Annotated in this window: 17 protein-coding genes, 1 tRNA gene and 1 pseudogene; 3 read left to right on the top strand and 16 right to left on the bottom strand. The window is 67.9% G+C overall.

The features are described 5' to 3' along the window. Positions 1–22: 22 nt before the first annotated feature. The 6 genes and pseudogenes from OG474_RS35965 to OG474_RS35940 all read right to left on the bottom strand — a co-directional run bounded on the left by OG474_RS35965 (position 23) and on the right by OG474_RS35940 (position 6,048). Positions 23–730 carry an ABC transporter ATP-binding protein gene (locus OG474_RS35965; RefSeq protein ID WP_405064649.1) on the bottom strand — a complete coding sequence of 236 codons (708 nt, stop codon included), beginning with the start codon at positions 728–730 and terminating at the stop codon, positions 23–25. A 32-nt stretch (positions 731–762) separates the two neighbouring features. Continuing rightward, on the bottom strand, positions 763–1,719 hold the full coding sequence (locus OG474_RS35960) for an ABC transporter ATP-binding protein (protein WP_405058096.1): 957 nt from the start codon (positions 1,717–1,719) through the stop codon (positions 763–765). Continuing rightward, positions 1,716–3,410: a branched-chain amino acid ABC transporter permease gene (locus OG474_RS35955; protein ID WP_405058095.1), complete on the bottom strand. Its 1,695-nt coding sequence runs from the start codon at positions 3,408–3,410 to the stop codon at positions 1,716–1,718. Before OG474_RS35955 ends, OG474_RS35960 begins: the two co-directional genes overlap by 4 nt. After that, complete coding sequence (locus OG474_RS35950) at positions 3,407–4,264, bottom strand: branched-chain amino acid ABC transporter permease (RefSeq protein WP_405064648.1); 858 nt, start codon at positions 4,262–4,264, stop codon at positions 3,407–3,409. Before OG474_RS35950 ends, OG474_RS35955 begins: the two co-directional genes overlap by 4 nt. A gap of 120 nt (positions 4,265–4,384) precedes the next feature. Next, positions 4,385–4,723: pseudogene (locus OG474_RS35945) on the bottom strand (branched-chain amino acid ABC transporter permease); the annotation flags it as partial. Between the two features lie 83 nt (positions 4,724–4,806). Next, on the bottom strand, positions 4,807–6,048 hold the full coding sequence (locus OG474_RS35940; protein ID WP_405058094.1) for a branched-chain amino acid ABC transporter substrate-binding protein: 1,242 nt from the start codon (positions 6,046–6,048) through the stop codon (positions 4,807–4,809). 453 nt (positions 6,049–6,501) lie between these two features. On the opposite strand from OG474_RS35940, the gene OG474_RS35935 reads away from it, so the two are divergent. Next, the gene (locus OG474_RS35935) at positions 6,502–9,414 is read left to right on the top strand and encodes an AfsR/SARP family transcriptional regulator (protein ID WP_405058093.1); all 2,913 of its coding nucleotides are present in this window, start codon (positions 6,502–6,504) and stop codon (positions 9,412–9,414) included. A 1-nt stretch (position 9,415) separates the two neighbouring features. On the opposite strand, the gene OG474_RS35930 is transcribed toward OG474_RS35935, so the two are convergent. From OG474_RS35930 to OG474_RS35905, 6 genes are all read right to left on the bottom strand, one after another. Further along, the gene (locus tag OG474_RS35930) at positions 9,416–10,978 is read right to left on the bottom strand and encodes a hypothetical protein (protein ID WP_405058092.1); all 1,563 of its coding nucleotides are present in this window, start codon (positions 10,976–10,978) and stop codon (positions 9,416–9,418) included. 55 nt (positions 10,979–11,033) lie between these two features. Next, complete coding sequence (locus OG474_RS35925) at positions 11,034–11,636, bottom strand: hypothetical protein (protein ID WP_405058091.1); 603 nt, start codon at positions 11,634–11,636, stop codon at positions 11,034–11,036. Between the two features lie 102 nt (positions 11,637–11,738). Further along, a complete protein-coding gene (locus OG474_RS35920; RefSeq protein WP_405058090.1) occupies positions 11,739–12,323 on the bottom strand; it encodes an ANTAR domain-containing response regulator in 585 nt (194 codons plus the stop codon). 16 nt (positions 12,324–12,339) lie between these two features. Further along, the gene (locus OG474_RS35915) at positions 12,340–13,110 is read right to left on the bottom strand and encodes a transcriptional regulator (RefSeq protein ID WP_405058089.1); all 771 of its coding nucleotides are present in this window, start codon (positions 13,108–13,110) and stop codon (positions 12,340–12,342) included. A gap of 114 nt (positions 13,111–13,224) precedes the next feature. Then, positions 13,225–13,310: transfer RNA gene (locus OG474_RS35910), tRNA-Leu, on the bottom strand. Between the two features lie 93 nt (positions 13,311–13,403). Further along, entirely contained in the window at positions 13,404–13,976 is a 573-nt protein-coding gene (locus OG474_RS35905; protein ID WP_405058088.1) for a TetR/AcrR family transcriptional regulator, read from the bottom strand. A gap of 84 nt (positions 13,977–14,060) precedes the next feature. On the opposite strand from OG474_RS35905, the gene OG474_RS35900 reads away from it, so the two are divergent. Beyond that, complete coding sequence (locus OG474_RS35900) at positions 14,061–14,954, top strand: SDR family oxidoreductase (protein WP_405058087.1); 894 nt, start codon at positions 14,061–14,063, stop codon at positions 14,952–14,954. Between the two features lie 14 nt (positions 14,955–14,968). After that, positions 14,969–15,334, top strand: coding sequence for a darcynin family protein (locus OG474_RS35895; RefSeq protein WP_405058086.1), 366 nt, complete (start codon positions 14,969–14,971; stop codon positions 15,332–15,334). Positions 15,335–15,382: 48 nt separating this feature from the next. On the opposite strand, the gene pyk is transcribed toward OG474_RS35895, so the two are convergent. From pyk to gltB, 4 genes are all read right to left on the bottom strand, one after another. Continuing rightward, the gene (pyk, locus tag OG474_RS35890) at positions 15,383–16,834 is read right to left on the bottom strand and encodes a pyruvate kinase (protein WP_405058085.1); all 1,452 of its coding nucleotides are present in this window, start codon (positions 16,832–16,834) and stop codon (positions 15,383–15,385) included. Between the two features lie 99 nt (positions 16,835–16,933). Next, positions 16,934–18,469 (bottom strand): metallophosphoesterase, encoded by a 1,536-nt coding sequence (locus OG474_RS35885; RefSeq protein ID WP_405058084.1) that lies wholly within the window; start codon positions 18,467–18,469, stop codon positions 16,934–16,936. Positions 18,470–19,077: 608 nt separating this feature from the next. After that, positions 19,078–20,544, bottom strand: coding sequence for a glutamate synthase subunit beta (locus OG474_RS35880; protein ID WP_405058083.1), 1,467 nt, complete (start codon positions 20,542–20,544; stop codon positions 19,078–19,080). Continuing rightward, the gene (gene gltB / locus OG474_RS35875; protein ID WP_405058082.1) at positions 20,544–25,097 is read right to left on the bottom strand and encodes a glutamate synthase large subunit; all 4,554 of its coding nucleotides are present in this window, start codon (positions 25,095–25,097) and stop codon (positions 20,544–20,546) included. Before gltB ends, OG474_RS35880 begins: the two co-directional genes overlap by 1 nt. Positions 25,098–25,130: the final 33 nt, after the last annotated feature.

Genomic DNA, 25,130 nt, shown 5'->3' with positions numbered 1-25,130 from the left:
GGCTCAGAGGCTTGCTGAACGACTAGTCCTCGCCGAGGTAGGCCTTGCGGACGTCGTCGTTGACCAGGAGCTCGCGGCCGGTGCCGGAGAGCTTGATCTGGCCGACCTCGAGCACGTAGCCGTAGTCCGCCCGCTTCAGGGCGGCCTGGGCGTTCTGCTCGACCAGCAGGATCGTCGTGCCCTGCTTCTGCAGCTCGGTCACCGTCGACATGATCCGCTTCATCATGATCGGCGACAGCCCCATCGACGGCTCGTCCAGCATCATCAGCTTCGGCCGGCTCATCATCGCCCGGCCCATCGCCAGCATCTGCTGCTCACCACCGGAGAACGTCCCGGCCGGCTGCTTGCGCCGCTCCCCCAGGATCGGGAACAGGTCGTACGCCGAGTCCAGGTCGGTGCGGATCCCGGCCGGGTCCTTGCGCGCGAACGCACCGAGCAGCAGGTTCTCCTCGACGGTCAGCCGCGGGAAGATCCGCCGGCCCTCCGGCGAGTGCGCCAGACCGCGGGTGACGATGTCATGGGCCGCGACACTGTCGATCCGCTCGCCCTGGAACCAGATCTCGCCGTGGGTCGGCCGGAGCAGACCCGAGATCGTCCGCAGCGTGGTCGTCTTACCGGCGCCGTTGGTGCCGATCAGCGACACCACCTGCCCCTGCTCGACGCTGAAGCTGATCTGCTTCACCGCGACGATCTTGCCGTAGGCAACTTCCAGGTTCCGGACCTCGAGCATCGCCGTGAGCGGCTTGTCCTCAGTGCTGTCCGTCATGGCTTCGCCTCCTCGACGACGTCCTGCGGCCGGCCGTCATCGCCGTCTTCGTCGTCCTCGTCGTCGTCCTCACCGGTGCCGATGTAGGCCTCGATGACGCGCGGGTCGGACTGCACCTCGCCCGGTGTCCCCTCGATCAGGGTCTCACCGCGGACCAGGCAGAGCACCCGGTCGCAGAGGTTGAAGATGAACCGCATGTCGTGCTCGATCACCACGACCGACAGGCCGGAGTCCCGGATCTTGAAGATCAGATCCATCGCCTGCTTGGTCTCCTGCGGGTTCATGCCCGCCGTCGGCTCGTCCAGCAGGATGAGCTTCGGGTCGGTGGCCAGTGCCCGCGCGATCTCGAGCCGGCGCTGGTCGCCGTACGGCATGTTCCGGGCCAGGTGCTCGGTCGACCGGGCCAGACCGACGAAGTTCAGCAGCTCCTGGGCCCGGACCCGGGTGGCCGCCTCCTCGCGCCGGAACTTCGGCCCGCGCAGCACCGAGGTGAGCGCGCCCGCGCTGGTCCGGCTGTAGCGGCCGACCATCACGTTCTCCAGCGCGGTCATGTTCGCGAACAGCCGGATGTTCTGGAACGTCCGGGCCATCCCCGCACGGACCACGGCCCGCGGCTTCGGCGGCAACGGTGACAGCGCCGGTAACGACGGCGTCTGTACGGCGGGCGCGACCGGCTGCCCCTTCGTCCGCCTCGGCGGCTTCGGCGCCTTCCGCGGTACGCCGGCGAACCGGACCTGACCGCTGGTCGGCTTGTACAGCCCGGTGAGGCAGTTGAAGAACGTCGTCTTGCCGGCGCCGTTCGGGCCGATCAGACCGACGATCTCGCCCTCGCGGACGGTCAGGTTGACGTTGTTGACCGCCAGCAGACCACCGAACCGCATGGTGACGCCGGAGGCTTCGAGTACCGGCCCGCCGACCGCCGGAGCGGCCGGACGGGCATCCGTGACGGTCATTTGGCCTCCTCGACGAGCTGGTTCTCGACCACTTCGGCCAGATGCTCGTCCTCTTCGTGGAACTCGAGCTGACGCCGTCTGCTCGCCACCAGGCCCTCGGGCCGGAAGCGCATCATCAGCACCAGCGTGGCACCGAACAGCAACAGCCGGTACTCCGAGAAGAACCGCAGCTTCTCCGGCAGCAGCTTCAGGATCGTTGCTCCCAGCAACACACCGGCGATGGTGCCCATACCGCCGAGCACGATCGCGGCGAGCAGGAACGCCGACTCCAGGAAGATGTACTGCCCCGGACTCACCGCCACGTCCTGGTGCGCCTTGACGGTGCCGGCCAGACCGGCCAGGAACGCGCCGACCGCGAAGGCGAGCAGCTTCAGCCCGAAGACGTTCACGCCCATCGCCTCGGCGGCCTTCTCGTCCTCACGGATCGCCACCCAGCCGCGCCCGATCCGGCTGTCGTTCAGCCGGGCGAAGACCAGGATGATGAACCCGATCAGGATCAGCAGCAGGAAGTAGTAGTTCGAGAACCTGCCGAGCTCCAGCGAGCCGATGTGGTGCGACTGACCGAAGTCGAAGCTCCCGAGCCGCAGGTCCGGGATGCCGGGAATACCGTTCGGACCGTTGGTCAGCTGCGGACCGTTCGTCCCGTCCAGGTTGAACATCGCGAGCCGGAAGATCTCACCGAATCCCAGCGTCACGATGGCCAGGTAGTCGCCCGAGACCCGCAGGGTCGGGGAACCGATGATGAGGCCCAGCACCGCCGACACACAGGCACCGAGCAGCACCACGACGATGAACGGCGGGTGCCAGTCGATCGTCGCGAACGCCGACTCGGACAGCATCGCCGCGACGTAGGCGCCGGACCCCAGGAACGCGATGTACCCGAGGTCGAGCAGGCCGGCCAGGCCGACCACGATGTTCAGGCCCATCGCCGTCGCGGCGAAGATCAGCACCTGGGTCGCGATCGACATGTTCGCGTCCGACCCGTTCTGGGTGAACGGGAAGAAGAACGCGACGGCGAAGGAGGCCAGCGTGAGCACCTTCTTGTGCCGCCGAGACACGTGCCCGAACCAGGTCATCACGCCGGTGCGGAAAAGCACCAGCACGACCGCGGTGATGAACGCCAGGCAGAGCACGAAGTTCCAGACGTCCGTCAGACCCAGTGCGTAGGCCGCACCGAACAGCGCGGCCGCCATCAGGGCCGCGATCGAGAGAATCTCGAACCAGCCCGGCAGCTTCGCCGCACCGAGGTCGCGGAGCTGGACCAGCGGCAGCAGCCGGGAACCGACCAGCAGCGCGACCGCCCCGACCAACGTCACGTAGCCGCCCGGATTCACGTTGATGAGTCCGTCGGACTCGAGCGTGATGGCGACGAGCGTGAGCAGCATGAAGACTGTCAGCATCAGGCCGAGTGCTCGCACGCCGAGCGCTGCGTCCAGCCATTGCCCGAGCTTGCGGGTCCGTGCCGTGATCAGCAGCAGTACGGCGACCAGTGCGAGGATGATCGTGAGTCGCTGGAGCGGCGCCGGGTTGAAGTTGAGCGAGAGGTTGTCCAGGATCGTGCCGTCGTAGCTCCAGGACAGCATCGAGCCGAGGATCACGAGCACGGCGCCGATCAGCGAGACCAGCCACCCGCCCGACTTGGCGGGAGTCTGCGTGCCCGTCGTGACGGGAGCTTCCGTCGTAGCGCTCATGCGCGGTCCACCACCCTTGCTCCGAGCAAACCTTGTGGCCGGAAGACCAGAACCAGGATCAGGATCACGAAGGCCCAGACGTCCTTCCAGGAACCGCCACCGAACTGACCCGGAACGTACTGCGTGGCGAGCGTCTCGACGACTCCCAGGACCAGGCCACCGAGGACTGCGCCCTGGATGTTGCCGATACCGCCCAGCACCGCGGCGGTGAACGCCTTCAGACCGGCCAGGAAGCCCATCCGGTAGTCGATGAGGTTGTTCTGCAGTCCTTGCGCCACACCTGCCACCGCCGCCAGGACCGCGCCGAGCGCGAACGCGACGACGATGATCCGGTCGACGTTGATGCCCATCAGCCGCGCGGTGTCCGGATCCTGCGAGACCGCCTGCATACCGCGGCCGATCTTCGTCCGGTTGATGAAGAACCACAGCAACGCGGCACAGACGATCAGAGCCGCGACGGTGAAGACCGCCGAGCGCTGGATCGCCACACCGCCGGCCTGCAGCGGATCGCCGGAGACGACATCGAGCTGCGGGAACGGGATGCGCTGCTTCGCGCTGGGCCAGTCCACATGCCGGATCAGCAGCCGGTAGAACACCCAGCCGATCTCGGCGGCCGCGACAGCCGACAGCGCCGCGGTGACGATCGATTGGATCCCCACCTCGACCCGTGTCTGCTTGCGGACCGCGGTCGTCGCCAGCCAGCCGACCAAGGTGCCGACCGCGGCACCGACGACGATGACGCCGGGAACGAGCACGATGCTCAGCTCGGGCTCGACCACGCGGGCGATCGCCCACAGCAGCACGGCGCCGACAGCGGCACCGAGCAGCGGGGCCCGGTCGTACCACTTCGACACCGGGTGATCGAGGTGCAGCTTGCCCTGGCGCCGCGCGCCGAAGTACCCGACGGCGACAGCCAGCCCGGCGAACACCACGATCGTCCACACCGGCTGGTTGTAGAACAGCCGGATGAACTCCTGGAGGAACACCGAGATCCCGATCGCGGTGATCAGTGGTGCCAGGCGTGGCGCGTTCCGCAGGGGACGGTACGCGACACGCTCCATCAGCACCGCGGTGCCGACCGACGCGATCATGGCGCCGACGATCATCACCGGCAGGATCCAGACCGACGTCTTGCCGTCGAAGAACAACAGATATGTGGTCAGTGCGCCGAACGCACCGATCATGAACACCTCGCCGTGGGCGAAGTTGATGAGCTGCACGATCCCGTAGACGACGGTGTACCCGACGGCGATCAGGGCGTACAGCGATCCCAGCGTCAGCCCGTTCACGAGCTGCTGGAAGAACTGGTCCACGTCGACCTCCCAACTACCTCAGTTCCAGCATGCCGCAGGGGCGAGAGGATCACTCCCGCCCCTGTGACATGAGGTCGACTTGCCTACTTGGTTTCGAATTCCTTGGTCTGGACCGTGGCCCACTTGCCGTCCTGGACCTTGTAGACGGTCAGCACCTTGGAGGTGGTGTCGCCGTACTGGTCGAAGGCCACCTTGCCGGTGACCCCGTCGAACGTGACCTTGGCGACGGCGTCGACCGTTGCCTGACGCGCCGACTGCACGTCCTTGGCGTCCTTCAGCGAGACCTTGAGCGCGTTGATGATCGCGTTCGCGGCGTCGTAGGAGTAGCCACCGTAGGCGGCGTACGGCTCCTTGTAGTTCTGCGCGGCGTAGTCGGCGACGAACTTCTTCGCCGACGGCAGCGCGTCGACCGGCGCACCGACCGAGGTCGCGACGTCGTTGTTGCTGGTCTTACCGGCCAGCGTGATGAACTTGGCGTCGAAGATGCCGTCGCCACCCATCAGCGGGATGTTCAGGCCGGCGGCCTTCATCTGCTGCGAGAGCGGACCGGCCTCCGGGTACTGACCGCCGTAGTACAGCGCCTGCGGGGCCGACGGCTTGATGGCCGAGATGACCGCGCTGTAGTTGGTCTCGTCCTCGGAGATGGTCTCCGCGGCGACGACCTGACCGCCGAGCTTGGTGAACTCCGCGGTGAAGGTGCCGACCAGGCCCTGGCCGTAGGCCCGCTTGTCGTGGATGGTCGCGACCTTGGTGATCTTCGCGGTCTCGTACAGGTACCGCGCCGCGAACGGACCCTGGACGGCGTCCGTCGTGCAGGTCCGGAAGTACGTCGGGTACGGACGCTTCGGCGAGGTCAGCCAGTCGGCGCCCTGGGTCAGGCCCGGGCCGGTGTTGGCCGGCGACACCTGGACGATCTGCTTCGGCGCCAGAATCGGCTGAACCTGCTGCGCGACGTCGGTGTTCAGCGTGCCGACGACACCGATCACGTCGGCGTCCGACGCGAGCGAGGTGGCCGCGTTCTTACCGACGTCGGCCTTGCCTTCGTCGTCCTGCGCCGCGACCTCGAGCTTCCAGCCCGGAATGGCGCCGGCGTCGTTGGCCTGCTTGACGGCCAGCTCGACCGAGTGCTTGATGCCGAGACCCAGCTCGGACAGGTTTCCCGACAAGGGCGCGATCACGCCGATCTTGGCGGTTTTGGTACCACCGCTGGATCCCCCGCCGGTGGTGTCGCCGCTGCGTGAACCGCAAGCAGTCAGGGCCAACGACGCAACGATCAGCGACGCGCCGACCCTTACTACGGAACGCTGGTGCACTGTTCCTCCCATGTCTGGATAGTCCGGCCGATCCCCGGACTCTCACGTTTGCCGCGAGCATCCGCAGGTTAGACCGCCGGATGCTCCCAAGCGAACAGTGCACTGCCTGTGTTGTGAGGTCGTTACCGCTGTAAGGGCCGTCTTGCATGCTGGATACTGACCCAGCGGGAAACCGGTCACCAAGGGTCACCGCGCACTCATGGGGAGTGAGGATGGCGGTCCCGATCACCGCACCGCTCTGCACAATCCGTGACAAATTCTCACCACCCATCACCTTCAGGTGACAATCCGTGCCCATGAGGACGCCGGTGGCCGCCGAACCCGGCCCGAACGCCGGCCGCCGGCCCGCCCCAACGCGCAGCCGGGCACAGTTGCCGGTTTTGACATCGTCACGAAGGGTCCCGACGCCGCAGCGCGCAGTTAGTCTGAAACCAGTGCCGGATAGGGGACGGGGGCAACAAAATGGTGTCTGCGCTTCGGTTCGGTCTGCTCGGTCCGCTCCAGGTGCACAGTCCGGCCGGCAGACTTCCCGTCCGGGCCGGTAAACAGCGCGTCGTCCTGGCCAGTTTGTTGCTGCAGGCCAACAAAACCGTCTCGATCGACCAGCTGACCGAGAACCTCTGGTCCGAGGTCCCGGTCCGGACCGCGCGCGCCACGGTCCATCAGTACGTGATGCGGTTGCGCCAGTGCCTCGGCGAGCCCGAGCTGATCCGGACCGTCCCGGACGCCTACGTGATCGAGTTACCGCCGGACCAGGTCGATCTGAACGAATTCGACGAACTCGTCCGCCGCGGCCGTGAACACGGTGCCCAAGGCAACCTTGTGGCCGAGTCCTGCCTGTTGCGGCAGGCAACCGAACTCTGGCGCGGTACGCCGCTGTCCGACGTACCGTCCGATGCCCTGCAACTCGCCGAGGCGTCCCGGCTGTCCGAGCGGTTCCTGCAGACGGTCGAACGCCGGATCGCCGTCGACCTGCAACTGGCCCGGGAACACGAGGTCATCGCGGAGCTGCGGACGCTGACCGTCGAGAACCCGCTCCGCGAACCCTTCTGGTACCAGCTGATCGCGGCCCTGTACCGGACCGGCAGGCAGGGCGAGGCGCTCGAGTCGTACCAGGCAGTCAGCCGGCTGATGAACGAGGAACTAGGCGTCTCCCCCGGGCAGGAACTCCGCGACCTGCACGAGACGATCCTGCACGGCCGTGAGCTGGTGCTGCCCGGCGATCCCGCACCGGTCGCCGTTCCGGAGGCTCCGGCCCACGTGCCACAACAGCTTCCGGCGATCGACACCAGATTCATCGGCCGCAGCAGCGAGATCGACGCGCTGGTCGCCGCGCTACGTCGGCGCCCCGAGCTCGCCGGCCCGCTGGTGGTCGCCGTACACGGTCCTGGCGGTGTCGGGAAGTCGGCGCTGGCCGTTCGAGCCGCGCATGCCGTCGCCGACAACTACCCCGACGGCCAGATCTACATCGATCTGCAGGGCGCGACGCCCGGCCTGGAGAAGGTCGCCACCGACGAGGCGATCTGCCGGTTCCTCCGCGCGATCGCCGGCCAGAACGTCATCCTGCCGACCGACGCGAGTGAGCTGGCCGCCATGCTGCGGACCGAGACCACGAGCCGCCGGATCCTGTTCCTGCTCGACAACGCCGAGCACGGGCCCGAGCTCGCGTCGCTTCTCCCTGCCGGGGCGGGATGTGCCGTCCTGATCACCAGCCGGCAGCCGGTGCCGAGTGTGGCCGCGACCGAGTTCCGCGCGGCACCGCTCTCTACGCCGGAGGCACTCGATCTGCTGACCGCGATCCTGAGCGCGGATCGGGTCGCCGGTGAGCATGATTCCGCGCTGGAACTGATCCAGTACTGCGGCCACAACCCGCTCTCACTGCGGATCGTGGCCGCCCGGCTCGCCGCCTCCCCCGAGCTGGCGATCCGGCACACCGCGCAGCGGCTCAAGGCCGGTCACTGGCGGGACTTCGGTATCGAGGCCGACTCGGTGCGTTCGTCGCTCGAGGTCAGCTACCTCGATCTGGCCGACCGCGCCCGGCAACCGGACGGGGATCGGCACCGGGCCGCCGAGGGCTTCCGGATGATCGGTCTGCTGCAGGCGCCCGAGATCACCGCTCCCGTGCTCGGTGCGCTCCTGGACGTCCCGATCCCCGAGAGCGTGGCGACGCTGGAGCAGTTGGCGGAGCTGCATCTGATCGAAGCCGCCGGTGCGCCGGCCCGCTTCCGCATGCACGACCTGCTCCGCCTCTACAGCCGCGACCTCTCCCGCGAGCACGACTCGCACGAGGACCGTGAGCTCGCGCTGAAGCGTGCCTTCGAGTGGTACGTGACCGCGATCGCCGAGGTCAGCCGCGCGCTCAACGGGAACCGGTGGGAACACCTGAGCCGTACGACGGATTCGATCCTCGATCTGTCCACCACGCTCGACGCCACCGCGTGGCTGGATCTCGAACTGCCGAACGTCTCGGCCCTGGCCCAGCAACTCCCGAGGTCCTTCCGCGAACCGCTCTGCCGGCTCGTGCCGATGATCGCCCAGCAGTTCCAGAAGCGCGGCCGCTGGCGCGAGATCGAGACCCTGATCCGGCTCGCGATCCCGGCCGCCGCCCAGATCGGTGACCGGCGCGCCGAGGCGATGATGCTGGCGAACCTGTCGGCCTGCAACTGGCGGGCCCGCCGCTTCGCCGAAGCCGAGCAGAACCTCCAGGACTCCTACAGCATCCGCCAGTCCTTGGGAGATTCGGTCCTGATCGGCCGCGGACTCCACAACCTCGCCTGGTTCTACCAGCGGACCGGGCGCCTGCCCGAGGCGATCGAGCACTACGAGCGCAGCCTCGAACTCGTCTACGACGAAACCGAGCCCGCCTGGCGCGGCTCCGTGCTGCACAACATGGGCGAAGCCCTGGCCGAAGCGGCCGACTACTCCCGCGCCCAAGAATGCCTCGAGCGCAGCCTGCGGATCCGCCGCCAGTGCGACGACGCCAACGGCACCGCCCTCACCCTCGTCGCGCTCGGCCGGCTCTATGCCCATCAAGGCTCTTACGACTTGGCGTTCACCGCGCTCGACGCCGGCATCGAGACCTGCCGCGACATCGGCAACCGGGAGGACGAGTGGTGTGCGCTCCTCGTCCGCGCCGAGCTCCTGCGCCGTACCGGCGACCTCCCCGCTGCGCAGGCCGCCGTCACCCAGTCACTCGCTATCAGCCGCACGGTGGCCAACGACTACGGTGAGGCGGCCGGGCAACGCCAGCTCGCCCGCATCCTGTCCGAACTCGGCCAAGCACCCGCCGCGAACCAGTCTCAGGCTCGCTCGGCCGAGCTCTTCGCCCAGCTCACCGCGCCCGTCGACACCGCGCTGGAAGCCTTCCTCACTGTCTGACCTAGCCCTTGCTGACGTCCCAGAACGGCCGTGCACACCCACTGTCCGCGATCTCGCTCAGCCGAACCGCGGCGTACAGGGTGTCGAGCGACAGGTCGAACTTCGGATTGCCGAGCGAGTAGTCCGGCAGCAGCCGCAGCGCGCTCTGCTCGGTGAGGCTCGGACGCACGCCCAGTACGCAGCGCGCCTCCTCGGCCTTCCACCAACCGATCAAATCGTTGCCCAAGGCCCCTTCAGCCGCCGGCAGCCGCTTCAGCACCGAGGCCGCCCAGGCCGCGCTGTCGCCACCACACCGCTCCAGCGCCTTGGCAGCCACTGCCTCCCGGAAGAGGGCATCGGAATCCGACCCGGCCCCGGCCTTCTTGGCCGTGAAGTCGCGGGGCGCGGTGGCCGGGCACTTCGCGCCACCGAGCACGCTCGCGGACGCCAGCAGGACGGCTGCCTCACTCGCCTGCTTCGGTAGCTCCGGAGCTGGCAGGCGGCCCTCGGTGAAGGCGCGCAACGCATCACCCTCGACGCTGCCGGCACTATCCGTGGCTCGATTCGTTCGGACGGCCGTCAGAACATCCGACGAGAATCCGAGCGCACGGAGTGTCTGCGTCTCGTAGAGCTTGCCCATGCCGTCCAGCGTCTGCTGCTCCGCCAGCTTGCCGTCGGTCTCGACAACGAGCCGCATCCAGCCGGCGACATCGTCCGACAGCGCTGGTCTGGCGCCTGTCGAAGTCACCGCGTCCGCACAAGCGAGGTACGTCATGGTGTCCCGGCTGACCCGGATGCTCCGCTTCTCGGACAAGAGCGCCGGACAAACAGCCGGTACGACGGGGCTCTGCTTCGCGAGGACCAGCGCCCGCTGGCCCGCCCAGAGCTCGGCTGCCGTGTACGGGCCGATGTCTCCGTCCCGGGCGGCGAGGCGAGTCTTGGCCAGCGCGGCCAGGGCGTCGACCGTCTTGGCCGCGCACGGCTGGCGTGCCGCCGCCAGCTCGGACCAGGTCGATGCCGCGATCAGGTCTTGCTCGGCGAGAGCTTTGGTCGCTTGGGCGCAGGCCCCAGGAACCGGCAGGGGTGCGGGTACGGCCAGCTTCAGAAGCCGCAGTAGATCGCCACCTGACAGGTACGCGCCAGCTGCCTCGAGGCTGCCCTTGGCCAGGTCCTTGCTCAGGCCGGCCATCCGCTGCTGCACGGCTCGCTCGACCGTCTCACGCGGCAGCTTGCTGGTCGACGCCCGCGCGGCCAGCCAGGTGACGAAGAGCGAATCCGCACCTTCTTTGTCCACCAGGCCGTTCTTGCCCCACGGCGCATCGACGGTGACCCCGGGCCGATCGGCCAGCTGCAACGTGATCGCGGCGGCGAACGTGTCCGTCGTACTGGGTAGGCCCGAAGGCTGCCCGATGACGGCACCGTCCCCCTGCTTGACGAGAAGCCGGCTGACCGTCGTACCGGTTGTCGCGCGCCAGGCAGCGAGCTGCGAAGGCGGCTCGCTCACTGCGGTCTGTCCGGCCGGTCCACCGCAACCGGCGACGAGCAGGAGACCGGCAACCGCCGGCACCAGGTGTTTGCGCCTCATGAGAACCCTCCACGACCTGAGAGGGGTGCGGCCGGAAGCCGCACCCCTCGAGTGATCAGAAGCTGCGGTAGGCGTAGTTGCTGGCCTTGCCGATCGTCACCTTGCTCGCGGCCGCGAACGTGGCGCTCGACGCGTGGGTGTAGTTGTTGATCCGGCCACCGGCGGTTCCCTTGGCCGAGACGCTGCCACCGCCCGACGAGATCGAGTAGGTGCCGTCGTTGTTCGCCTTGGTTCCGGTGTCGTACCCGTCGGAGACCCGGGTGTCGGACACGGTGCACCCGCCACCCATGCCGATGGTGCAGGTCTGGATGCCCTGGCCGTTGACGGTCCAGGTGCTCTGCAGACGCTTGGTGCCGCCGCTGTACGGGTAGCCGTTCAGGCAGCCGGTGTTCACCGCGTCGCTGTCGCTCGAGGAGACCCGAATCGTCTGCTTCTCCGGCCAGGTGACCTTGTCCGTGATCGTCAGCACGGCCAGCGCGCCGTTGACACCCCAGGTGCTGCCCGGCTTCTGGCAGCCGCCGTACCCGTTGTCGCGCAGGCTGATGACCTGCCCGGCCTTCTTCGCCTCGCCGTTCTCGGCGTGGGCCGGCAGCGCGGTGGCCGCAGCGGCCACAACGGCGCCTACAGCAGCGATTCCGACGGCGATTTTCTTGATCATGAGAAAGCCCTCCCGATGACTGTGACTACGTTGCGTTGAGCAACTGGTCACAGTCTGGAAGGGCGTCCTGCCGTCTGCCTGCCGTCCCGCTGCCTTCGGTGTCTAGGAGCCTGCCTCGTCGACGACGAGCTCGGCCACCTGGCGCATCGACACCCGCTTGTCCATCGCGGTCTTCTGGATCCACCGGAACGAATCCGGCTCCGACAGCCCGAACTTCGTCTGCAGCACCGACTTCGCCCGGTCCACCAGCTTCCGGGTCTCCAGCCGCTCCGCCAGGTCCGCGACCTCACGCTCCAGCTCCGCGAGCTCGACGTACCGCGACGCCGCGATCTCGATCGCCGGCAACAGGTCCGCCTTCGAGAACGGCTTCACCAGATACGCCATCGCGCCCGCGTCCCGCGCCCGCTCCACCAGCTCGCGCTGCGAGAACGCCGTCAGCATCAGCACCGGCGCGATCCGCTCCCCCGCGATCTTCTCCGCCGCGCTCAGCCCGTCCAGCTTCGGCATCTTCACGTCCAGGATCACCAGATCCGGCCGATGCTCCACAGCCAGCCGAATGGCCTCCTCGCCGTCCCCCGCCTGCCCGACGACGTCGTACCCCTCCTCGGCCAGCATCTCGGCCAGATCCATCCGGATCAACGCCTCGTCCTCAGCGATCACCACACGCTTAGCAGTCACGCCCCACACTGTATCGACCCCGCCGTCACGACTTCGCCCCCACAAACGTGTCGAGCCTCTCCACCCCCTCCCGCCGACTCACCGCGATCCCGTTCACCCGCGGCTGCCGCCACGGAATACCGAGCACGTCCAACGTGTTGGTAAGGATCTTCCGGATGTCCTCGGACTCGTTCGAGAACCAGTACCGGATGTAGTAGTACCGTCGCCCGTCGGCCTTGCTCGTCCAGTTGACGAACCGGCTCCCGTCCGAGTGGAACAGCCCTCTCAACAGCTGCTCGGGGTACTTGGCAACGATCTCCAACTGCCAGTCCACCAATTCGATCTTCCGTAAGTGCTTCCGTCCCGGTCCATGCTGCGGAAACAAGCACGGCCAGTGCTTCCACCGAGCCTCCGTCATCACCGCACCTGGTCTGCGCCGCGGAACCGGACTCGCAGTCGGCTTCACCCGGATGATCGTCTCGGCGATCTCCCGATTGAGATCCATGTACCGGGCGTCGTTGGCGATCTGCAACGTGAACACACCTCGCCGGGCCTTGGCGATGGACCCGTCCCCCAGATACCACCCCAAGAGCAACGCGTATGCCTCCTCATCCAGCTCGGCCCCGTCACACCGCGGGCAAGGCGTCGGCTGAAACCCAGTCCCCCGTGGCAGCCCAAGTTCGACATAGTGTCGGCGCCACCGCTTGATCGTCTTCAGTGCAACACCGTGTATCTCGGCGTTCACCCGATCACTGATGCCGTTCTCCGCCATCCGCAACGCGGAATCAACCGTCTCCTGCGACCTGATGTGCCCCATGCCACATGCTCTCGAAGGGCACCGACAAAATCGGCACTCGGGATCCGCGCAAACAGAAGAGCTGAGCCCACCATCGGTGGGCTCAGCTCTTGGCAGATCTACGAAGAGATCCGATGGTGCCGAGTGTGGGATTCGAACCCACAAGCCCTTGCGGGCAATGGTGTTTGAGACCATCGCGTATGCCGTTCCGCCAACCCGGCAGGATCCTGCAAGAGTACTGTAGCCGCTCGATCTGCGGTTCCGAAAATCGACTCTCCGATCGATGCCGGAGCACTGCACGAGGGGCCGAGGCCTCAGCTTTCGCGGGTGGCGAGGAAGGTTCGGGCCAGGTCTGTTGGGTTGAGGTGGGCGGGGTCTCGGGCGGTCATGAGGGTGAAGAAGACGGGGCCGATCAGGCGGGTGGTGGCGAGCTCCAGGGTGTGGGGCGTGCTGTTGGGTGGGAGGGCTTGGGTGAGGACCTGGCGGGCGCTGTCGCCCAGGACGTCTTTGGTGGCTAGGAGTTTGGCCACTTCGGGGTCGTGCTGGGCTTCGCCCAGGAGGGCTCGGTAGGCGGCGCCTGCCGGGGAGTTGGCGAGGAAGTTGACGAGGGCTTCCAGGTAGGCGGTCAGGTCGCCCAGGGCGTCGCCGGTGGGGGCTACGGCGAGCTCGCCCTCGGCGTCGGCGGCGCTGGCTTCGAGCAGGATCTCGGCCTTGGTCGACCACCAGCGGTAGACGGTCTGACGGGAGACGCCGGCGCGTTCGGCGATGCCTTTCATCGTCATCGCCGCGTAGCCGGTCTCGACGAGCAGGTCGTCGACGGCGTGCAGGACGGCTTCTCGGGCGCGTTCGCTGCGGGGGCGGCCGACCTTGCCGTGCTCCGTGTCCATGCCAGCACTATACCTGGACACCGTGACTCGATATTGCTAGATTACTGGACACAGTGCACCGAAATAGGAAGAGAGGGACACGACATGCGTGTCTTCGTTACTGGAGCATCGGGCTGGATCGGTTCCGCCACCGTCGACGAGCTGCTCACCGCCGGCCACGAGGTGGTTGGCTTGGTCCGCTCGGACAGTTCAGCCGCGGCGGTCGCCGCGAAGGGTGCTGAGGCCCATCGAGGTGATCTCGACGACCTCGACTCCCTGCGCGCCGGCGTCGCCGACTCGGACGCCGTCGTCCACCTGGCCAACAAGCACGACTGGGGCAACCCCGCGGAGTCCGACCGGGCCGAGCGCGCCGCGGTCGAGACCATGCTCGACGCCCTGGCCGGCACCGATCGTCCGTTCGTCATCGCCAACGGGTTGTCCGGCATCCTCGAGGGCCGTTCGGTGCTCGAGACCGACCCCTCCCCGGCCGTCGGCCCCGAATCCGACCGAGGCGGGAGCGAGAACCTCGCGCTGGACTCCGCCGTACGGCGAGTGCGGTCGGCTGTCGTTCGATTCGCCCCCTCCGTCCACGGGCGCGGGGACTGGGGCTTCGTCACCTTCCTCGCCGACGCCGCCCGCAAGCAAGGCGTATCCGGCTACATCGGCGACGGTTCGACCACCTGGTCAGCCGTCCACCGCAGCGACGCGGCCCAGCTCATCCGGCTGGCGATCGAACAAGCGCCACCCGGATCACGCCTGCACGCCGTCGCCGAGGAGAGCATCACCACCAAGGAGATCGCCGAAGCACTCGGTACGGCGCTGAATCTGCCGGTCACCTCGATCGACCCGGCCGACGCCGGCGAACACTTCGGGATCGTCGGCCACTTCTTCGCCGCCACGATGACCGCCAAGTCCGACCTCACCCGCGACCTGCTCGGCTGGAAGCCGACCGGACCCGGCCTGATCGACGACATCCTCAGCGGCGCCTACACCAACTGACCGGAGACCACCCCATGTCCGAAACGACCTTCGAAGCCGGTCTGACGGCGTTCATCCTGGTCAAGACCCGCCGGGAATGGCTGGACCTGACCGTCCCCGAACGCATCACCGCCTTCGAAACCGCCGTGCTGCCCACCGTGCGCGACCGGGTGAGCAACGTCCGCTCACGCTTCTACGACACCGAGTTCTACTCCGCCCGGGTCACCGACATCTGGGTCTGGGAGGCCCGCGACCACGAGTCCTTCCAGCTGGTCGTCGAGGCGCTCCGCGAGACCCCGTTCTGGGATCACTACTTCGACATCGTCGAGATCCTGGTCGGCGTGGAGAACGGCTACGCCAAGCACTACGGCACGACCACACCAACCACCGTCGACCAATAAGAAACGAGGCGGACAGCTGATGAGCTGTCCGCCTCGCTGCAGGTTGTCTTACGGGTTGGGCGTCCGGTACGCCGGTGCGATGCCCTCGATGGCATCGCCGATCCGGTGTACCCGGAGCGCGTTGGTGGAGCCCGGGATCGACGGCGGGGAGCCGGCGACGATGACGACCAGGTCGCCCTTCTTCAGCTTGCCCAGCTCCAGCAGGCGCTGGTCGACCTGGCGAACCATCTCGTCGGTGTGGTCGACCGTGGGCACGATGTGGGTCTCGATACCCCAGACGACGCTCAGCCACGAGCTGACCGACGGCACCGGCGTGAAGGCCAGCACCGGGATCTCCGTGCGGTAGCGGGCCAGGCGCAGGGCCGTGTCACCGGACTGGGTGAAGGCGACCAGGAGCTTGGCGTCGAGGCGCTCGGCCACGTCGGCCGCGGCGCGGGCGATGACACCGCCCTTGGTGCGCGGCTCCCACTCCATCTCCTTGATCCGCGACAGACCGTGCTTCTCGGTCGACTCGACGATCCGGGCCATCGTATTGACGGTCTCGATCGGGAACCGGCCGACGCTGGTCTCACCGGACAGCATCACCGCGTCGGCGCCGTCGAGGACGGCATTGGCGACGTCGGAGGCCTCGGCCCGGGTCGGGCGCGGGGCGGAGATCATCGACTCCAGCATCTGGGTGGCGACGATCACCGGCTTCGCGTTCAGCCGGGCCTGGTCGATGATCAGCTTCTGGACCAGCGGCACCTCTTCGAGCGGGAGCTCGACGCCGAGGTCACCGCGGGCGACCATGAAGCCGTCGAAGGCCTCGATGATCTCGTCGAGGTTGGCGACCGCCTGGGGCTTCTCGATCTTGGCGATGACCGGGAGCCGCAGCCCCTCCTCGTCCATGATCTTGTGCACCAGGGAGATGTCGGCGGCGTCCCGGACGAAGGACAGCGCGATCATGTCGGCGGGCAGGTGCAGCGCCCACCGCAGGTCCTCGACGTCCTTCTCCGACATCGCCGGCACGCTCACCGCGACGCCGGGCAGGTTGATGCCCTTGTGGTTCGAGACCGGCCCGCCGACGGTGACGCGGCAGATCACGTCGGTCGCGGTCACCTCCTCGGCGACGAGCCCGATCCGGCCGTCGTCGATGAGCAGCTGGTCACCGGGCTTCACGTCGCCGGGCAGGCCGTCGTACGTCGTACCGCAGATCGTGACGTCACCGGGCACCTCCCGGGTGGTGATGGTGAAGCGCTCGCCGTAGGTCAGCGTGACCTTGCCCTCGGCGAACTCGGCCAGCCGGATCTTGGGACCCTGCAGGTCGACGAGGATGCCGACGTTCTTGCCGGTCTCCGCGGCGGCGGTGCGGATCCGCTGATAGATCCGCTCGTGCTCGGCATGGGCACCGTGGCTCAGGTTGAGACGAGCCACGTCCATACCGGCTTGGACGAGTTCCAGGATGCGCTCGGGGGCGGCAGTAGCCGGGCCGAGCGTACAAACGATTTTTGCGCGACGCACGTCACAAAACCCTACTCCTACAAGACCACTGTGCTGCTGGTCCACCCCCATTACTGGTGGGTTAACACCTCGTGACGAGCCGCCGCAAAGCCTGAAAGGTCAGGAAGGCAAGGGGGTGTAGGGCCCGACGGTGATCTCGCCGGCCAGCCCGGCGGTGACGGTCTGCAGGCCGATCGGCTTCCCGTCGGTATAGGTGACGAGCGTCATCTCCCCCGGCCGCCGCAGCGTGTAGCCGAGCGCGAACGCGTACGCCGCTCCCCCGGTCGTGCCGTTCGTGTACGTCGTCACCGGGCGATCCTCGACGACCTTCGTCTCGGGGCCGACCTGCCGGTGCAGATGTCCGGACAGCAGCAGGGTCGCGCAGCCCCGGGCGGCCGTGTCGGCGAACGAGGACGGGTCGTGGACGACCATCGTCGAGATCCGCTTGTCGTCGGGCTGCTCGCAGGCGACGTCGGCGAGCCGCTTGGACTGCTCGGCGATCGTCTCGTCGCCGGGGCTGTCCGCGCTGCCGAGGCCGGTCTTGGTCGGGTCGCTGTCGCCGAGGAACCGGATCCCCTCGACCTCGACCGGCTTGCTGTCGAGGACGGTGAAGCCGTTCTTCCGCATCGCGTCCTCGATGTGGCCGCCGGCGTCGTGGTTGCCGGCCACCGCGACCACCTTGAGGTCCTTGAAGTGCTGCCGCAGCGAGTGGATGCTGAACACCTCCCACGACTGTCCGGACGACGAGTCGTCCCCGGCGTCGATCAGCACCTTCGCGCCGGCCACCTTCGCGACCTCGCCCGCGACCGGGTCCATCCCGATGTTGTCGTGCCGGTCCGAGACCAGCAGCGCGACGGTCTCGTTCTCGGTCGCCTGGTGGATCCGCCCGCCGACCTTGTCGACCTGGTCGCGCAGCCGCCCGTAGAACGCGGTGGACCGCTCGTACGTCTCGACCGCGGTCTTGATCACCCCGATCCCGCCGGTGGTGGAGAACCCGGACGCGACCTCGACGCGCTTCAGCCGCGGATCGAGCGACAGTTGCGGCAGGAGCGCGGACAGTGGCCGCCATTCGGTCGGCGCGACCTCCGCCGTACGCATCCGTCCTGGTCCGAAGATGGACGCGATCGTGATCAGCATCGCGACCAGTACGACGACCGCCCGGTGCTCGAACCGCCGTTCGTGCCGGTGCACGAGGTCCCACAACTCGCGGCGCCGCCGACGGCCGAGGGACGTCCACAGCGTCGTGACCACCACGACCACCAGCAGCCCGGAACCGGCACCGGCGACCAAGTTGTCGACTGCCATCTCCTGGATGACCTGCTGGATCCGGGCGATCTCACCGTCGGGTTGCGAGGCGATCAGGGCGTCGCGGTTGAGCAGCTCGGTGAGGTTGTCGGCGTCGGTCTCCTGGACGTCGACGTTCACCCCGATCCCGCCCGGCGTCTCGGTAGCGATCCGCAGCCGCGGCAGCACCGCGCCCAGATCGAGCGTCGCATGCCCGTCGAACGTCGGTGAGATGGTCGCCGCGTGAGCCCCGATGGTGACCCGCTCGGAGTCGTTGGCGAACCCCAGCGCCCCGACCACCAGCGCGGTAGCCGCCCAAAGCACCACCAGCCCGGCCCAAGGCGCCACCGCCCGGACCCGCTGCCTCGTCACCAACCGCCGACCCACAGCACCAACCTATCGAGCAACACCACCTCGAGCACGGACCAACTCCCCGGCCCCCCAATCCCACCGGCCGCTCCCACCCCCGCCGTACCAGCCCGCCCAAAGAGCAGCCCACCGCTCTTTGCGCACGAGCCGCAACTTTGAGTACCCACCGACCACTTCGGCGAGCGAAAAGTGGTTGGTGGAGTCCCAAAGTCGACCGATGCGCCCAAAGAGAAGCGCGCTGCTCTTTGGGCGCGAGGCCCGACTTTGGGCGCGAGGCCCGACTTTGGGTAGCCACCAACCACTTCGGCGAGCGAAAGGTGGTTGGTGGAGTCCCAAAGTTGACCGATGCGCCCAAAGAGAAGCGGGCTGCTCTTTGGGCGCGAGGCCCGACTTTGGGCGCGAGGCCCGACTTTGGGCGCGAGACGCGACTTTGGGTAGCCACCAACCACTTCGGCGAGCGAAAAGTGGTTGGTGGAGTCCCAAAGTCGACCGATGCGCCCAAAGAGAAGCGGGCTGCTCTTTGGGCGCGAGACGCGACTTTGGGTGGCCACCAACCAGATTTCGCGCGGGAAAGTGGTTGGTGGGGGCCCAAAGATGCGGCGGGTACGGCGTTAGACCGCCAGGGGGCGGGCTGTGGGGGGGATGGGGGTGTGGAGGGTGGAGGAACCCGTCAGGTGGGTGTCTACGCCGTTGGCGCAGGAGCGGCCTTCGGCGATGGCCCAGACGATCAGGGACTGGCCGCGGCCGGCGTCGCCGCAGGCGAAGACGCCTTCGACCGAGGTGTGGTAGCTCTTGTCCCGTTTGACGTTGCCGCGCTCGTCGAGCTCGACGCCGAGCTGCTCGAGGAAGCCTTCGCGCTCCGGTCCGAGGAAGCCCATCGCGAGCAGCACGAGCTGCGTCGGGATGGTCCGCTCGGAGCCTTCGACGGGGTTGAACCTGCCGCCCTCGAACTTCACCTCGACCAGGTTCAGCCCGGACACGTTGCCGTCGGCATCGGCCTCGAAGTTCACCGTGGAGACGGCGTACACGCGGTCGCCGCCCTCCTCGTGCGCCGAGGCGACCCGGTAGATCATCGGGTACGTCGGCCACGGCTGACCGGCCGGCCGATCGTCGCCGGGCCGGGGCATGATCTCGAGCTGGGTGACCGAACGCGCGCCCTGCCGGTGCGCGGTACCGAGGCAGTCGGCCCCGGTGTCACCGCCGCCGATGATCACGACGTCCTTGCCAGTGGCAACGATCTGGTCCTCGATCGTCTGGCCGAGGGCGACCCGGTTGGCCTGCGGCAGGAACTCCATCGCCTGGTGGATGCCGCCGAACTCACGACCCGGTACCGGCAGATCGCGGGCCGCGGTGGCACCGGTCGCGATCACGACGGCGTCGTACCGCTGCTTGAGTTGGGTGCCCGTGACGTCCACGCCGACGTTGACGCCGGAGCGGAAGACCGTGCCCTCTTCCTTCATCTGCTGGATCCGGCGGTCGACCTGTTCCTTCTCCATCTTGAACTCAGGAATGCCGAACCGGAGCAACCCGCCCGGTGCCTCGGCGCGCTCGTAGACCGCGACCGTGTGGCCGGCGCGTGTCAGCTGCTGCGCGACGGACAGACCGGCCGGGCCGGAACCGACCACAGCGATCGTCTTCCCGGTCAGCCATTCGGGCGGCTGCGGCCGGACGTGCCCGGTCTCCCAGGCCTTGTCGATGATCGCGACCTCGACGTTCTTGATCGTGACCGGGTCCTGGTTGATGCCGAGTACGCACGAGGTCTCGCACGGTGCCGGGCAGAGCCGCCCGGTGAACTCGGGGAAGTTGTTCGTGGCGTGCAGCCGCTCGATCGCCGAGGACCAGTCGTCACGCCAGACCAGGTCGTTCCACTCCGGGATCAGGTTGCCCAGCGGGCAGCCGCTGTGGCAGAACGGGATCCCGCAGTCCATGCAGCGGCCGGCCTGCTTGGTGATGATCGGCAGCAGCGCCTTGCCGGGTCCACCGGGGTAGACCTCTTTCCAGTCCTGCAACCGCTCGGTGACCGGACGCCGCTCGGCGACCTCACGACCAGTGGTGAGAAAACCCTTGGGGTCAGCCATCAGATGGCCTCCATCATCGCTCGCGTGGTGGCGTCCTCGTCCAGCCCGTCGCGCTCGGCAGCCGCCTTGGCTGCCAGCACCCGGGCGTAGTCGCGGGGCATCACTGTTGTAAACCGCGAACCTGCCGCCAGCCAGTCGCTGAGCAGCTTGGCTGCCCGCTCCGAACCGGTCTCCTCGTGATGACGCCGGACCAGGTCCTGCAACAGGTCGGACTCGGCCTCGGTGAGCGGGAGCAGGTCGACCAGCTCCTTGTTCACCAACGCGCGGTCCAGGTCGAGCACATGGGCCACGCCGCCCGACATGCCCGCTGCGAAGTTCCGTCCGACGGCGCCCAGTACGACGACGCGCCCACCGGTCATGTATTCGCAGGCGTGGTCGCCGACCGCTTCGACGACCGCGGTGGCTCCGGAGTTCCGCACACAGAACCGTTGCCCGGCGCCACCGTTGATGAACAGTTCGCCGGACGTCGCGCCGTACGCGATGACGTTGCCGGCGATGATCTGGTCGGCCGCGTCGAACCGGGCATGCCGGTCCGGGCGGATGACCACGCGGCCGCCGGACAGTCCCTTGCCGACGTAGTCGTTGGCGTCGCCTTCGAGGCGCAGGGTGACCCCGCGCGGGACGAAGGCGGCGAACGAGTTCCCGGCCGATCCGGTGAAGGTGAGGTCGATGGTGCCGTCGGCCAGCCCGGCCGCGCGGTACCGCTTGGTGATCTCGTGGCCGAGCATGGTGCCGACGGTCCGGTTGACGTTGCGGATCGCGAGCTGGGCCCGGACCGGTTCGCCGTTCTCGATCGCCGGCCGGCAGATCCGGATCAGCTCGTTGTCGAGGGCCTTGTCGAGGCCGTGGTCCTGGGTGATCACCTGGTGCCGCGACGCGCCTTCCGGCAGCGACGGCACGTGCAGGATCGGCGTCAGGTCGAGGCCGTCGGCCTTCCAGTGGTCGACCGCGCGCTTGATGTCCAGCACCTCGGCGTGACCGACCGCCTCCTCGAGGGTCCGGAAACCGAGCTCCGCCAGGTACTCGCGGACCTCCTCGGCGATGAACTCGAAGAAGTTCACCACGAACTCCGGCTTGCCCGAGAAGCGCTCCCGCAGTACCGGGTTCTGGGTCGCGACGCCGACCGGGCAGGTGTCCAGGTGGCAGACGCGCATCATGATGCAGCCCGACACCACCAGCGGTGCGCTGGCGAACCCGAACTCCTCCGCACCCAGCAGAGCCGCGATCACGACGTCCCGACCGGTCTTCAGCTGACCGTCGGTCTGTACGACGATCCGGTCGCGCAGGCCGTTGAGCAGCAGCGTCTGCTGGGTCTCGGCCAGACCGAGCTCCCACGGACCACCGGCGTGCTTGAGCGAGGTCAGTGGCGCCGCGCCGGTGCCACCGTCGTGCCCAGAGATCAGTACGACGTCCGCGTGCGCCTTGGACACGCCTGCGGCGATCGTGCCGACGCCGACCTCGGAGACCAGCTTCACGTGGATGCGGGCCTGCGGGTTGGCGTTCTTCAGGTCGTGGATCAGCTGGGCGAGATCCTCGATCGAGTAGATGTCGTGGTGCGGCGGCGGCGAGATCAGCCCGACGCCAGGCGTCGAGTGGCGGGTGCTCGCGACCCACGGGTAGACCTTGTTACCGGGGAGCTGACCACCCTCACCGGGCTTGGCGCCCTGCGCCATCTTGATCTGGATGTCGTCGGAGTTCGTCAGGTACTCCGACGTGACCCCGAACCGTCCCGAGGCGACCTGCTTGATCGAGCTGCGCCGGGCCGGATCGTGCAGACGCTCGGAGTCCTCGCCACCTTCGCCGGTGTTCGACTTGGCGCCGAGCTGGTTCATCGCGATCGCGAGTGTCGTGTGCGCCTCGGCGCTGATCGAGCCGTAGCTCATCGCGCCGGTGGAGAACCGCTTGACGATCTCGCTGACCGGCTCGACCTCGTCGATCGAGATCGGCTCGCGGCCTTCCGCGCTGTTCTGATCCTTGAAGGCGAAGAGGCCGCGCAGCGTCATCAGCCGCTCGGACTGCTCGTCCACGCGGGCCGTGTACTGCTTGAAGATGTCGTACCGCCCGCTGCGGGTGCTGTGCTGCAACCGGAACACGGTCTCGGGGTCGAACAGGTGCGGCTCACCCTCACGCCGCCACTGGTACTCGCCGCCGACCTCGAGCTTGCGGTGCGCGGTCAGGATCCCGTCGGCCGGGTAGGCGCGCAGGTGCCGCTGGCGGACGTCCTCGGCGATCTCGGCCAGGCCGATCCCGCCGAGCTTGGACGACGTACCGGTGAAGTACTGCTCGACGAGCTCCGGCGACAGGCCGTTGGCCTCGAAGATCTGGGCACCCGTGTACGACGCGACCGTCGACACACCCATCTTCGACATCACCTTGAGCACGCCCTTGCCGAGCGACTTCACCACGTTGCGGACGGCCTGGTCGGGCTCGATGCCCGGCAGGTACGTGCCGCGACGGCAGAGGTCCTCGACCGACTCCAGCGCGAGGTACGGGTTGATGCCGGCCGCGCCGTACCCCATCAGGAGCGCGACGTGGTGGACCTCGCGGACGTCACCGGCCTCGACGACCAGACCGACCTGGGTGCGGGTCTTCTCGCGAACCAGGTGGTGGTGCACCGCGGCGGTCAGCAACAGCGACGGGATCGGCGCGCTGTCGGCGTTCGAGTGCCGGTCGGACAGTACGACGATGCGCGCGCCCTCCCGGATCGCCGCGTCGGCCTCGGCGCAGATCTCGTCCAGGCGGGTCTTCAGCGCCTCGCCGCCACCCTCGACGTCGTACACGCCGCGCAGGACCGTGGTGGCCAGGCCCGGCATATCGCCGTCGAGGTTGATGTGCCGGATCTTGGCGAGCTCGTCGTTGGTGATCACCGGGAACGGGAGCACCACCTGGCGGCACGACGACGGGCCTGGGTTCAGCAGATTGGACTCCGGTCCGAGGCTCGACGACAGCGAGGTGACGAGCTCCTCGCGGATCGCGTCCAGCGGCGGGTTGGTGACCTGGGCGAACAGCTGCGCGAAGTAGTCGAACAGCGGCCGCGACCGGTCGCTCAGCATCGCCATCGGCGTGTCCGTGCCCATCGAGCCGATCGGCTCGGTGCCGGCCCGGGCCATCGGGGTGAGGATGATCCGCAGCTCTTCCTCGGTGTACCCGAAGACCTGCTGGCGGCGCGTCACCGACGCGTGGCTGTGCACGACGTGCTCACGCTCGTGCAGGTCCTCGAAACGGATCAGCCCGCCGTGCAGCCATTCGTCGTACGGGTTCTCGTCGGCGAGCGCGTTCTTCACCTCGGCGTCGGTGACGATCCGGTGCGCCTCGACGTCGACGAGGAAGATCCGGCCCGGCTCGAGCCGGCCCTTCTCGATCACGGTCGCCGGGTCGATGTCCAGGACACCGGCCTCGGAAGCCAGGACGACGAGGCCGTCCTCGGTCACCCAGTAGCGCGAGGGGCGCAGGCCGTTGCGGTCCAGGACCGCGCCGACCTTGGAGCCGTCCGAGAAGACGACCGAGGCCGGCCCGTCCCAGGGCTCCATCACGGTGGAGTGGAACTCGTAGAACGCACGCTGCTTCGGATCCATCGTGGCGGCGTTCTCCCACGCCTCCGGGATCATCATCAGCATCGCGTGCGGCAGCGAGCGGCCGCCGAGGTGCAGCAACTCCAGCACCTCGTCGAACGACGCCGAGTCCGAAGCACCCGGCGTACAGATCGGGTAGAGCTGCTCGAGGTCGCCCGGGATCAGGTCGCTGGCGAGCAGGGCCTCGCGGGCGCGCATCCAGTTCCGGTTGCCCTGGACGGTGTTGATCTCACCGTTGTGGGCGATGTACCGGTACGGGTGGGCCAGCGGCCAGGACGGGAACGTGTTGGTGGAGAACCGGCTGTGCACGACGCCGATCGCCGAGGCGAGGTCGGGGTCGGTCAGCTCGGGGAAGAACTTGTCCAGCTGGTCGGTGGTCAGCATCCCCTTGTAGGTGATGGTCCGGCCGGACAGCGACGGGAAGTACGTCTCGGTGTCCTTCTCGGCCCGCTTCCGCAGCCGGAACGCCATCCGCTCCAGCGCGAGACCCAGCACCCGGCCGGCCCGCGCGGCCACGAACAGTTGCTTGAAGGTCGGCATCACCGATCGCGCCGTGTTGCCGAGCAGCTCCGGCGTGGTCGGCACGTCGCGCCAGCCCAGCACGGTCAGCTTCTCCTCGGCCGCGAGCTCCTCGATCCTTGCGATCGCCTTCGCGGCGTCGTCCGGATCGGACGGGAGGAACGCGATCCCGGTCGCGTACGCACGCGCGACCGGCAGCTCGAAGTCGCACACCTTGCGGTAGTACGCGTCCGGGACCTGGATCAGGATGCCGGCGCCATCGCCGGAGTCCGGTTCCGCGCCGGAGGCACCACGGTGCTCGAGGTTGCGCAGGGCGGTCAAAGCCTTCGCCACGATGTCGTGGCTGGGAATTCCAGTCAGGGTCGCGACGAAAGCGACACCACACGCATCGTGCTCGTGGCGTCCGTCGTACAGACCCTCACTCGGACGGTGCTGGATTCCTTTGGGGGCACGACCAAACATTCAGGGGCTCCCGTCGTCCTACGGTCAACAACT

The sequence above is a fragment of the Kribbella sp. NBC_01505 genome (assembly GCF_045040285.1).
In the GTDB taxonomy this organism is placed as follows: domain Bacteria; phylum Actinomycetota; class Actinomycetes; order Propionibacteriales; family Kribbellaceae; genus Kribbella.
Note: the sequence above shows the minus strand (reverse complement) of the source record. Positions and strands in the feature narration are given on the sequence as shown.